Source organism: bacterium, assembly GCA_026129405.1.
Lineage (GTDB): Bacteria > Desulfobacterota > Binatia > DP-6 > DP-6 > JAHCID01.
Genome location: JAHCID010000004.1, coordinates 197285 through 210275 on the forward strand (window position 1 = coordinate 197285; position 12991 = coordinate 210275).

Sequence of the window (12991 nt, forward strand, 5' to 3'; positions counted from 1 at the left end):
CCGAACATCCGTCGGCCACGCCGTTCCCGCGCGCCCTCGCACGGGCCAGCTGGGCGTGCGCGCGAGGATCAGCGATGCGGAATCGGCGGGCTCGGTTGGCGGTGACGGTCACGGTGCTCCTGACGGCGGCGACGGCGATCGCGCTGCCGCGGCCGCCGGGACGCTCCGCGCCCGTACCCGGACACGTGCTCGACGCCCTCGCCGGTGCCGAGCGCCTCGCGCCGCCGCCGGGTGCCGACAAGGCCCCGATGACGCTGACGCTCACCCTGCGCCGCGACGACGAGGCCGGCTTCGCCCGCTTCGCCCAGGCCGTGCGCGACCCGGCGTCGCCCGAGCACGGCCGCTTCCGGACGCCGGCGCAGCTCGCGGACCGCTTCGGCCCGTCACGCGCCACCTACGACCGGCTCGCCGGCTGGCTCGCGGCGCAGGGCCTCATCGTCGTCGAGCCCTCGGCGAGCCGCCTGACGCTCGGCGTACGCGGCACGCGCGCCGACGTCGCGCGTGCGTTCGGCGTGGCCATCGGCGACTGGCGGGTCGGCGACCGCGTCTTCTCCGCCAACGCCGGCGAGCCGCGGCTGCCGGCCGATCTCGCGCCGCACGTGCAGGGCATCGCCGGGCTGTCCGACCTCGCCCGCGTGCAGCCGGCGATCAAGGCGCTACGCACCGGGTTCTACGTCTCGCTGTGCGCGCTGCTGATGGCGCCGGTGCCGCCGCCGCCGGGCTACAAGGTCTGCAACCCCGTCTTCGTCGACGCGTACAACCAATGCCTCGCCGCCGCGCGCTCGGCGGGCGCCAGCGGCGCGCCGTTCGACTTCGACTTCTTCGCGCAGCCGTACGTCACTTATGCCGACATCCGCCTGATCGGCGAGCCGTGCCCGCCGTCGCCGCCGGGCCCGACGAGCTTGGCCGCCGCGACCCAGGCCATGCCGCGCCCGCGGGCCGCGGGCGGCGCCGGGCAGAAGGTCGCGATCGTCGGCTTCGACTCCTTCGTGCGCAGCGACGTCGCCGACTACCTGGCGCTCACCCGCATCCCGGCCGGCAACATCGATCGGCTGAGCAGCGTGCCCGTGAACGGCGGCGCGCCGCTCGGATCCGACCAGGACGAGGTCCTGCTCGACGTGACCACGGTGATGATGATCGCGCCCGAGGCGGAGGTCGTCGTCTACCACGCGCCGTTCACCGGCGCGGGCAGCTTCCAGCGGCTGTTCACCGCCGCCCTCGACGGCGGTGCGACCATCGTCAGCAACAGCTGGGCATACTGCGAGAACGAGACCACGCGCGCCGACGTGGAGAGCCTCGACGCCATCCTGCAGACGGCCGGCGCGGCGGGCGTGAGCGTCTTCACGGCCGCCGGCGACACCGGCAGCACCTGCCTCAACGGCAGCCCGAACACCGTCGCCGTGCCGGCGGGCTCGCCGAACCTGACCGCGGTCGGCGGCACGACCACCGCGAGCGGCGACGGCAAGCCGTACGCGGGCGAGCAGTGGTGGAACGGCGTCGCGGGCGTGCCGCCGACGGGGCAGGGCGGCTTCGGCACCAGCCGCTTCTTCGCGCGCCCGAGCTACCAGGACGGCTTCACCACCGCCGCGAACCGCTCCGTGCCCGACATCGCCCTCAACGCCGATCCGAACCAGGGCGTCATGATCTGCCGCGCCAGCGGCGGCGGCTGCCCGACCGGCGCGATCTACGGCGGCACGAGCTACTCGGCACCGCTCATGGCCGCGTACACGGCGCTCGTGAACCAGTCGATCGGGCGCAATCTCGGCTTCGCCAACGCGGCCTTCTACCCGCTCGCGGCGACGCCGGCGTTCCGCGGTCCGGCCGCCCTCGGCAGCGACTTCGCCCACGTCGGGCTCGGCTCGCCGAACGTCGACCGGCTGGTCGTCGAGCTCGCGGGCGCGACCATCGGCGTGCCCGACGCGCAGGCGTCGATCGTGACGCCGTCGCTCGAGACCGAGGCCGTGACCTCGCGCCGCGTGCCGCTGGAAGTGCCGGCCGACGGCGCCGCGAAGGCGTTCGTGGTCGTGAGCCTGCTCGACGCCGCCCGCCACGCGGTCGCGGGCAAGACGGTGACGCTCGCCGCGAGCCCGTCCGGCAACGTCGTGGTCACGCCGGCGTCGGCCGTGACCGACGACCTCGGCACCGTGTCGTTCGCGGTGACGAACCTCGTCGCCGAGGAGGTGACGTTCACCGCCACCGACACCACCGACGGCGTCGTGCTCGCGAACACGCCGTCGATTCCGTTCGTGGTGCCGCCGGCCGCGGCGGCGTCGATCGCGGCGTTCCCCACCACGGTGACGGCCAACGGCATCGCCACCACGACCATCACCGTGACCCTGAAGGACGCGCTGAACCGCCCGACGCCGGGCAAGGAGGTCACGCTCGCCCAGGGCAACGGCCACTCGCTGATCGATGGGCCGAGCCCGAGCATCACGGACGCGGACGGCGTGATCCAGTTCACGGCGCGGAACCTCGTCAACGAGACGGTGACGTACACCGCCGTCGACGTGAGCGACGGCGACCTGCCGGTGCCGGGTACGGCGGTCGTCGTGTTCAGCGGCGGCTCGGGCTCGGCATGCGGGCAGGGAACCGTGCCGCCCGTCGGCATCGGGGGAACCGTGGTGACGCCGTGGGCCACCGGGTTCCTGGCGCAGAACTTCACCTACAGCGGCGTCAACTGGGGCGGCTGCCCGGGCGCCTCCCTTCCGGCCTTCCAGGCGGAGACGAACGCCTCCTACGTGCTCGGATTCCCGGTGGGCCAGGTCTACCGCTTCGGCCTCGGCGGCGGTGCGGTGTCGAGCGGCAACCTGCTCGACACGATCGGCCCCACGCTCGGCTGGCCGGTGTTCGGGCTCGACGGCAAGCTGTACGCGGTGCGCGGGGCCACCGGTACGGGCGGCTCGGGTGTGGTCATCGAGCTCGATCCGACGACGGGCGCGGAGCTGCGCACGATCGCGTCGAGCCTCCTCTGCCCCGGTGGTCTCGCGGTCGACCCGCTGAGCGGCGACCTCTTCTTCACCGGCACCTGCTTCGGCGGCTTCGAGACCAACGCGCTGCTCCGCATCGTGAACCCCGCGTCCGTGACGCCGTCCACGGTCACCTACGCGACGCTGCCGTTCACGGCGAACGGGCAGGTGTCGTTCGCCCCGAACGGCACCATCTACGTGGTCAGCGGCTACAGCGCGAATCCCGACAACGCGCCCGTCGTGCGCGTCAGCGCCACGAACGTGGCGGGGCCGCCGAGCGTCACGACGGTGGCGGGCGTCACGTCGTCGTTCCCCGTGAACGTCGGTGAGACGACGCCCGAGGGCGACGCGAAGTCGCTGCTCATCAACCGCCAGGGCGAGCTGCGCCTCGTCGACGTCACCACGGACCCGCCGACGGTGACGCCGCTCGCCGAGCGCGTCGGCATCGGCACGATCGGCCCCGACGGCTGCTTCTACGGTACCAACGAGGGCAACGTATTCCGCGTCACCAACGCCGACGGCGGCTGCGCGTTCACGCCCAGCAACCCGGTCCCGTCGCTGACGCTGACCCCGGCCACGACCTCGCCCGATCCCGCGCAGGGCGACACGCGCACCTTCACCGCGACCTTCCACAACGTCGACACCGCCCCGGGCACCCCGGTCTTCTTCGAGGTGCGCGGCGCCAACCCGCGCGTGCAGATGGTGCGCACGAACGCCGAGGGCAAGGCGGCGCTCACCTACGCCGCCATGCGGCCGGGGCGGGACGTGCTGATCGCGACCGGCGCGGCCGGCGGTGCGGAGCTGCGCTCGAACCGCGCCAGCGTCACCTGGGCCGCGGGCAGACACACGACGTTCCTGACGCTGAACCCGAGCCCGACGCTCGGTCAGGTCGACGTCCCCGTCGCGCTGGCGGCGTCGCTGACCGACGTCTCGAACGACCCGCCCACGCCGGTCGCCGGGGCGACCGTGGAGCTCGGTGCGGCGGGCGCGAGCTGCACGGCGACGACCGACGCCGCCGGCCTCGCCGGCTGCACCGTCGTCCCCACCGCGGTGGGCTCGTCCGTGGTGACGGCGGAGTTCGCCGGCACCGAGACGCTGCTGCCGTCGAGCGACCGCGTCGGCTTCGCCGTGCCGGCGGCGGCGCGGACGCCGCTCGGCAGCTTCCTCCTCTACAAGGCGACGACCACGAAGGGCACGGCGAAGACGCCGAAGTTCGGCCCGATCACGCTGGCCGACGCCTTCGGCACGAGCGCCTACGACGTGAACGCGCCGACCCATCTCGCCACCCCCGCGAGCGTGAACGGCCAGTCGGCCGGCGACGCCACGCACTACGTCGGCTGGAGCGTGAAGCGGGCGAAGAAGGCGCCGAAGGTGGGAAAGCAGAGCCTCCAGGTCGTCTCCGCCTGCACCAACGCCAGCGTCACCGCGAAGAAGCCGGTGACGCTGGCGCTGCCGTCGGCCGAGAGCCCGACCGCGCCGGTCACCGTGCCGGCCTCGGCCACCCAGGATCACCTCCTCTGCTGGCAGGCGAAGGCGCCGAAGAGCGCGACGCCGAAGGGCGCGCAGGCCGAGGTCGCCGACGCCTTCGGCAGCACGCTGTGGGACCTCGGCAAGGTGGCGCTGGTCTGCAACCCGGTCGACAAGAGCGGCAGCCCGGAGATACTGAAGGGCAAGGAGAAGGGCACGCCGTTCCCGATCACGCCGGCGACGATCCAGCATCCCGCCGAGCACCTCGTCTGCTACGACGCCAAGCCGGCGAAGAAGCGCATTACGCAGAGCGGCTGCGGTCCAGCGACGCCGGGCGACAAGGGCACGAAGATCAAGCCGGCGCAGTCGAAGGTGCCGGCGCAGCGCGGCCTCCACGTCGCCAACCAGTTCGCGAGCGGGCAGCTCGACACGAAGAAGATCCCCATCCTCGTCTGTCTGCCGGCAGCCGTGTCGCCCTAGGCATGATGGTCGGATGTCGACGGCGAGTCCTTGCTTGCAGATCGGGTAGCAGACGGATGCTGCAGTTGGGGTATGCCGATGGGGAGGCTCACGCCTTGCGCGCAAGGTGCCAATTGCCTCGGTATCGTGGAGGGGTGAGCGCATTTGCGATCAGACCATCGGCCTGGCTCCGTTCGTAATTGATGGGCGAGAGGCAGCCGAGGGCGGAGTGGCGCCGGTGCCGGTTGTGCCGGCCCTCGATGAGTTCGAAGACGGCGAGGCGGGCTCCTGCGCGGCCAGCTCGGGCGTGCACCCGCGACGTGCCGTACGTCCCGCGCGAGTGCGTGTGGATCGCCCGGATGTGCGCGAGCAGCTCGGCATCGACCTGCGCGCATCGTAGAGCCGGTCGCTGCGTCCACGCAGAGAAGTCGCTGGGGGAGGCACCCTGGCCGTGCCTCGCGCGTGCGTGCACTCGTCGCGTTCATCGGGGAGTCAGAGTGTGGACGGTAGTTCGATACACGAAAATCGGACACCGCCCGGGTGGGGTGCTCGGGTCGCGAAGACGACGGACCGATGCGGAGTGTCGCATGCGAAGATGTAGATTGGGGCGAGGGACGGCCGTGCTCGCGCTGTCGTGCGTCGTGGTCGCGGCTGGCGTCGCGCTTGGCGCAGACGACACCAACGCGGTCGCGGCCCCTTATCGCAGCGCAGGGCGCTTCTATCTCTCCTTTGACGCCGGCCATGCGTTCGTCCTTGACGACCATCTCGTTGGAGACGTCCACCTCGACCAGCCGAACGGATTCGACCTCGTCCTCGGCGGCAGCGGCGGCATCGACCTGAGCGAGCACTGGGGCATCGAGCTGCAGGGGCACGGCGTCGAGAGCGACGTCCGCTCGACATCGCTGGGAAAGCTCGAGGAGTACAGCAACATCACCATCGTGCCGGCAGCACGCTTTCGCTGGCCGCTCGGCGGTGGCCGAGTCGTGCCCTACGTAACGGCCGGTGTGGGCTACGCGATCAACGACGACAACGACCAGCACAAGCCGCTCGTGAAGGTAAAGGCCGACGACTCGACCGTGGTGGGGTCGCTCGCGGGAGGCGTCGACTACTTTCTGAGCCCCAGCGTCGCGGTCGGGGTCTCGTTGCATGGATTCATCTTTCCCGACCAGGACGTTCGGGTGACGGTCCGTGACGATCGCAATCGCATCGTCAGCGACCAGCGCGGCTCCTTCAACCAGAGCTCCATCGCACTGCTCGGTCACGTGCGCGTCTATCCGGGCTCGCCGGCTTCAGTGGATGGAGGCGGAGCGTGGCTGCTCGCCGACCATGGACCGTTCGACACCGACGAGCGTCGCTGGTTTGCGTATCTCCTCGGTGGTCACACCGCGATGTTCGACCATCGCTTCGGTGGCGGCGTCACGCTGAGCGACCCCGGCGACTTCAACGCGACGCTCGGCGCCGGCGTCGGTGTGAACCTCGATCGCCACTGGGGCGTCGGCATCGAGTTCTTCGACGTCGCGCCCAACGTGCACGCCGACCCGTATGGCAAGTTCACGGAGATCGACAACTTGACGTTCCTGATCAAGGGCCGGTTTCGCTGGCCTTTCCTGAACGGACGGCTCGTCCCGTATGCTACGGCGGGCCTCGGCGCCGGCACGTTCGACCTCAACGACAGCCGAAGCGTCGTCGACATCCCGACGCAGCAGGGGACCGCCGTCACCGCGAAGTCGCCAACGGTGAGCGTGCAAGCGACCCAGGTGGCCGCAGAGGCTGGCGTTGGGCTCGAATACTTCTTGAACCACTGGATTAGCGTCGGTCTTGCGGTACCGGTCTACATTTACCCAGACATCGCTACGACGGTGCAGCGGGGACGCCGTCCGGTCGAGAAGGGCCACGCGAACTTCTCGGGCGTCGCGCCCGAGCTGCAGCTGAAGGCTTACTTCAACTGACGCCAGGGTCGCTGCGGTTCGGCCAGCGCACGCAAGCGCCCTCTTCATGTGGCTGGGCGCCGCGGGTAGCTCACCGTGGGGCCCGGCGAGCCGACGAGGCGATTGCATGACTCCTCCGCGTTTCACCGGGGAGTCACGGTGCGGGCGATACGGACTCGCGCCACGAGGGACCTCTCTTCCGGGTGCGCTCGCCCGGGTGCGCTCGCCTAGATGGCCGGGCATGTACGGCCGTGTCCGCAGCACTCGTCCTCGTAGTCCTGGCCGGGGGGTGCAGCGAGCCGTTGCCGCCTCGTGGCTGATCGTGAAGGAGGTAACGGGCACCACTGCCGTGCTGAGCGGTGCGGGACTCATGCCTGCCACACTACGTTCGAGTCCGCGTCACGAGAGCCGGGATAGATATGAAGGCGATCGACTTGGACGGTCACCTCGTGCATCGAGTACGACTTCGCCGCGGCATCGTCGTCCCATGTCGCTCGCAGTGGCCTCCCGCTCTCGAATCCTCCACAATATCCGAGACGCCCAATGTCGAGCGATCGATTGCTGGGTGAGCAATCGGCGTCCGGGTCCTCGATTCCTCGAGTCAACGAGCATCGGCTTCGTTGAGCACGCTTGCGGGGCCGCCGTCGTTGCATGGGTGTACATCGCGCCGCTCCAGAACGAGCCGGGCCAGGTACCAGCGCACGCCGAGCATGTCGATCAACGGCCGCCACAGGAACGCACGAACGCCGTAGCTCGATTGTCCTCCCAGACGCGGGCGATGCCCCACCGGGCACTCGCCAACGCGGAATCCCGCGGCGAGCGCGAACGCCGGAATGAAGGAGTAGAGGGTGCGGATCGGCGGCAGCGTCGCCACGACCGTTCGTCGCATGACTTTCAAGGCGCAACCCGAGTCCCGGACGTGATCATGGAGGACGCGCGACCGAACGGCGTTCGCGAGCCGCGACATGAACCGTCGCACGACGTTGTCCTGGCGCGAGACGCGGATGCCGCAGACGAGATCGAGGTCGTCGTGAGCGAGCATGTTCACGAGGAAGGGAATGTCCTCAGGGCGGTTCTGGCCGTCACCATCGAGGATGACCACGAGATCTCCTCTCGCGTGGCGCAGCCCGGCATACAGCGCGGCGGCTTGGCCCCGATTGCGTTCAAACCGCACGCACCGGAATGCCCGGTCCTGGTCCACGAGCGTGTCTATGAGGGCGCCACTCCCGTCCGTGCTGCCATCGTCGACCAGAATGCACTCAAACCCGCCGTCGAGCGTGCTCATCACGTCACGAACCTCGGCGGTGACCGCCGGTAGTGCGATTACCTCGTTGAAGACAGGCACGACGACCGAGAACCGCGGCGTCTTCCGATGCTCGGTGGCGGTCACCGAGTCGCCCACAGCGCGCTCCGCTGGTCCGTCGCCATGACGACCAGTGGAAGGTTCCAACGCGGTGTCTGCGTGACCCTTCCGGCACCGGTGAGCACGTAGAACGAGGGTGTCGCGCGGATCAGCTGGCGTGCGTGGGCCGGCGTGACGAGTCTGCCGTCGGCCAGAAAGCGCTCGGGTCGCGACGACACGTAGTTGCTCGTGAGCTCACGGCCGTCGAAGGTCGCCAACAGCATCGTCCTCCTGTGGTAGAAGGCCAGGCTCGGCCGGAAATGCCGCAATCCGACGACCGTGGCATTCGGAGGCAGGGCGCTCGCGAGCCTTCGTGCCGAGCGACTCTCCGCAAATGGCATGAGCGGATCCAGCGCGAGCAAGTACAGGGCGGGCGCGAACACGGCGGCCAGCGCGAGTGCCGGGCGCCGTCGTCCCGCGGCGAGCACGGCCGCACCCCACACGATGCAGACGCCGCAGGTGATCAAGAACAGCGGTTGGACCAGCGTCGGCGGTGCCTCCTTCGGGAAATCCGCGAGCGCCGTGGCGTCCTGCTGCCCTACGAGGGAAAGCAGCGCAACGAACAGCGCGATGACGGCGGCCCCCCGCAGGGCCGACAGCGCGCGTTCCGGCGCGAGCGTGATGCCCGCTCCGACGAGCAGTGCGAGCGGGACGAGCGCCGGGAGCACGTAACCCGCGCGCTTCGACGCACTGATCGAGAAGAACACGAGGATTGCCACGGCGGCCCGTGCCGCGAAGTGGATCGCGCTACGCTGGCAGGGTGTCGTTCCGCCGTCCCGCATCAGCATGGGGGCGGTCCACAGCAGGACCGAGGCCCACACGCCCATGCCGACCACGGCCACCGCGGTCGGATAGTAGACGGGTTCGCCGCGGTGAAACCGAGCCGTCGATGTGAAGCGCAGCAGCGTCTCGTCGACGACAGCGTAGCGGAGAAAATCGGGCTCTGCGTGAACCACCCACAGGAGCCAAGGCAGCACCACGGTCAACGTGAGCGCGGACGCCGCGAGCACGACGATCCGTCGCGACCGCTGCACCGGCGGAGGAAGTGCCCCACGGCCACACCACCAGGCGAGCAGCGGCAGCACGACTCCCACGGGGCCCTTCGTCAACACCGCGAGCCCCATCGAGAGTCCTGCGAGCGGCAGCCATACTGCCGCTGCCCCCCCGAGGCGGGTACGCACGAGACTGACGAGTGCCGCGGTGACGAAGGCCGTGAACGGCATGTCGAAAATGGTCAGCCGCGCATAGACTAGGGCGAGGGGAGCAGTGGCCAAGGCCACGCCGGCCCAGCAGGCCGCGAGGCGGCCGAGCAACATGCGCGTCAGAGCGACCGTCAGCAGCACGAGCGCCACCCCGGCCAAGGCAGCAGGAAGCCGTGCCGAAATCTCGTTGGTGCCGAAGGCCCGGAATGCTCCCGCGATGATCCAAAACAGCATCGGCGGCTTGTCGAGAAACGGGAGCCCGTTGAGCCGCGGCACCATCCACGACCCGAACCCGAGCATCTCGCGCGCCACCTCCGCGTTGCGCCCCTCGTCCGGATCGAGCAGCGGCCAGCGTCCCAACCCCCAGAACATGGGAACGCACGCCAGGATGGGCAGCGCGACCACCCACGCCGCGCGCACGCTGGAGGAGCGGACCGACGACTGTGCGGCTTCCACCTGGGTAAAACCGCTATCAGTCGAGGTCTGACGCTTCCGTGAAGGCAGCGTGTGCCCGCCGGCCGAAGTGCGCGTAGAGGGCCGGCATCAGCAGGAGGTTCAGCGTCGTCGACGTCCCGAGGCCGCCGAGGATGACGGTCGCCATCGGGAACTCGATCTCCCGACCCGGTCCGTTTCCCCCGACGATCAGTGGAAGCAGCCCGACCCCCGCGCACAACGCGGTCATCAGGATGGGCGCCAGGCGTTCAACGGCGCCGCGCACGACGAGCTCCCGACCGAACGGCATGCCCTCCACCGTCTCGAGATGGCGATAGTGGCTGAGGAGCATGATGGCGTTGCGGGCCGCGATGCCGGTGACGGTGACGAAGCCGACCAGTGATCCCAGCGAGAGCACACCTCCGCCCAGGACGACGCCGACCATGCCGCCAACGGCCGCAAAGGGAAGCGTCGACAGGACCAACCCCGTGAGGCGCCATGACTGAAACTCCATATGCAAAAGGCCGACGATCGCGAGCAACGCCATCCCAGCGAGCAGCAACATCCGGCGTTGTGATTCCTGTCGCGCGGCGAGCTCGCCCAAGACCTCCGGGTGATAGCCGGGCGGAAAGGTCACGGATCGCACGGCCTCGTCGACCTCGCGCGTGACGCTTCCGAGATCGCGCCCGGCGACGTTGCACGTGACGTCCAGCCGGCGCGAGCCGCCATCGTGTCTGATCTCGTTGGGCGTCGGCTCGACGGCGATCTCGGCAACGTCGCGTAACGGAACCTGCGTCCCGTCGGGGGCATCGACGAGGACGTCGCCGAGTCCCCACGGATCGCTGCGCAGCGCAGGGGTGCCCAGCAGGACCACCGGCAGCGCACGCTGGTGGTCGTAGATCTCTCCGACCGCCAGTCCCTGGACGAGCGCGGTGACCGTGTGGCGCACCTGACCGGGCGTCACGCCGAATATCGAAGCGGCGTCGGGACGCCAACGGACCGCTACGTGCGGGACGAGAACGCTGGGCTCGGTACGTAGGGCGGTCACCCCCGGCACACGCTCCAGTACGGTCGCCACCTCCCGCGACTTTGCGCGCAGCACGTCCATGTCGGGACCGAAGGTGCGTACGACGATGGTAGCGCCGGCGCCCGTCAGCACCTCCGCGATGCGCTCGCGGAGGTACGTCAGGACGTCACGATGTAGGCCCGGATATCCATCGATCACCGCCCGGATGCGCTCCACCGTGGTCGCGTAGTGCGCGGTCGGCTCGATGCTCGTCCATAGCTCCGCGAAGTTCTGCCCGACGACCTCGTCGGCAGCTTCGGCACGTCCGAGATGTGCACCGAAGTTGCGCACGCCCGGGATGGCGCGAAGCTCCGCACTGACCCGCTCGGTCACCCGTCGCATGGCCTCTAGCGATGTCCCCGGTTTCCCGACCCAGTGCATGAGAAAGTCGGTCTCCTGGAACGAGGGAAGAAACTCTTCGCCGAGAAAGGGAACCACCAGGAGGCTCAGGGCGACCGCGACCGCGCTACATGCGATCGCCACGCGGGGGTGCGCCACTAGAGACGGAAGAAGACGCCGATAGACCCGCTCGAAGGCGCGTGCCAATGGCGATCGCGGGCGCTTCGCCATTGGAGGAAGGAGAAGCAGTGAAAGTGCGGGCGTGACAGTTAGCGCGACGACCATGGAAGCAAGGATCGCGAGGACGTAGGAGGCCGCGAGCGGGCGAAAGAAGGCGCCCGCGACGCCCGGCAGGAAGAAGGCGGGTATGAGCACGGCCATCACGATGGCGCTCGCGAGCACCACGGCGCTGCGGACTTCGAGCGATGCCGCCCAGACGATGTCGAGCGCCGCCCTCGCCTCATCGTGCCCCACGGCCGACTCGTGCAGACGGCGTGCGACGTTCTCGACGTCGACGATGGCGTCGTCGACGACGACGCCGACGGCGATTGCCATCCCAGCCAGCGCCATCGTGTCGATCGTTCCGCCGAACGCGGTGAGCGCCAGCCCGGCAGCGAGAAGCGACAGCGGGATGGATACGGCGCTGATCAGTGCCGCGCGCCACTCGGCGAAGAACATCAGCAGGACCGCTGCGACGAGCAGGCAGCCGAGCACCAGCGCGCTCCGCAGGCCATCCAGGGCACGCATCACGAACGTGGCCGGTCGAAAGATCGTCGCGTCGACGTCGACGCCAGCGAGTGCCGGAGCCAGATCGGTGAGCGCGGCGTCCACGGCGCGCGTGACGTCGAGCGTGTTGCCCCACGGCTCCTTCTCCACGATGAGCAGCAATCCCGGACCGTCGTCGACGACCGCGTCGCCGATCGGCGTTGGAGAGCCGAGGCGGACCTCCGCTACGTCGCCGAGCCGAACCGGCGCTGAGCCGCGCATCGTGACGATGCTCTGGGCGAGATCGCTGGCCGAGGTCACGGCTGCCACGTGTCGCACTGGCAGGCGTTGGTTCGGCAAGTCGAAAAATCCGCCTCCGCCGACCGCCGTAGCGTCGCCGGCGGCACGCGCCACGGCATCCATCGTCACGCCGGCGATCTGGAGTCGTGTCGGATCGACGAGCACCTGATATTGGCGATCGCGCGCACCCCAGATGGCGACGTTGGCTACGCCGCGCATCGCCATCAGCCGCGGCCGGATCGTCCAGCGCGCGAGTTCCGTCAGATCCATGATCGAGAGGGTGCGCGAGCGGATGCCGATCGCCATGGCACGGCTCACCGATGAGACGGCGGGCATCATGACCGGCGCGCGAGCGGCCGCGGGAAGCGGCGCGGCAGCGAGCGCGAGCCGCTCCTGCACCAGCTGTCGCGCGCGCAGCAGATCCGTTCCCATCTCGAACAGGAGCTCGACAGACGACAGGCCCGAGACCGATTTCGAACGGATCGTCGTCGCCCAGGCGAGCCCCGAAAGCCCCTGCTCGAGCGGCGCCGTGATGAGCGCTTCCACCTCTTCGGTCGACAGACCGGGAGCCTCCGTCTGGATCTCGACTCGGGGAGGTGCGAACTCCGGAAAGACGTCGAACGGTGCGCGACGCAGGTGGGCGACGCCGATGAGCGTCGCCGCCACCACACTTCCGACCACGATCCACCGGTGGCGCAGTGACACGCCGACCAGCCAGGCCATCA

Annotated in this window: 5 protein-coding genes; 2 read left to right on the top strand and 3 right to left on the bottom strand. The window is 69.7% G+C overall.

Annotated features, from left to right (window positions below):
- Positions 1-74 precede the first annotated feature (74 nt).
- Entirely contained in the window at positions 75-4913 is a 4839-nt protein-coding gene (locus tag KIT14_16555; protein MCW5892133.1) for an Ig-like domain-containing protein, read from the top strand.
- Between the two features lie 599 nt (positions 4914-5512).
- Entirely contained in the window at positions 5513-6841 is a 1329-nt protein-coding gene (locus KIT14_16560; protein MCW5892134.1) for an outer membrane beta-barrel protein, read from the top strand.
- 580 nt (positions 6842-7421) lie between these two features.
- Here the strand turns inward: KIT14_16560 and KIT14_16565 are convergent.
- The 3 genes from KIT14_16565 to KIT14_16575 all read right to left on the bottom strand — a co-directional run bounded on the left by KIT14_16565 (position 7422) and on the right by KIT14_16575 (position 12989).
- Positions 7422-8210 carry a glycosyltransferase family 2 protein gene (locus KIT14_16565; GenBank protein ID MCW5892135.1) on the bottom strand — a complete coding sequence of 263 codons (789 nt, stop codon included), beginning with the start codon at positions 8208-8210 and terminating at the stop codon, positions 7422-7424.
- Positions 8207-9829: a glycosyltransferase family 39 protein gene (locus tag KIT14_16570; GenBank protein MCW5892136.1), complete on the bottom strand. Its 1623-nt coding sequence runs from the start codon at positions 9827-9829 to the stop codon at positions 8207-8209. The genes KIT14_16565 and KIT14_16570 overlap by 4 nt, the downstream gene beginning before the upstream one ends.
- Positions 9830-9896: 67 nt before the next feature.
- The gene (locus KIT14_16575; GenBank protein ID MCW5892137.1) at positions 9897-12989 is read right to left on the bottom strand and encodes an efflux RND transporter permease subunit; all 3093 of its coding nucleotides are present in this window, start codon (positions 12987-12989) and stop codon (positions 9897-9899) included.
- Between the last annotated feature and the right edge of the window lie 2 nt (positions 12990-12991).

Coding starts and splice junctions, on each gene's coding strand:
- KIT14_16555 (MCW5892133.1), top strand. CDS start 75: ATGCGGAATCGGCGGGCTCGGTTGGCGGTGACGGTCACGGTGCTCCTG.
- KIT14_16575 (MCW5892137.1), bottom strand. CDS start 12,989: ATGGCCTGGCTGGTCGGCGTGTCACTGCGCCACCGGTGGATCGTGGTC.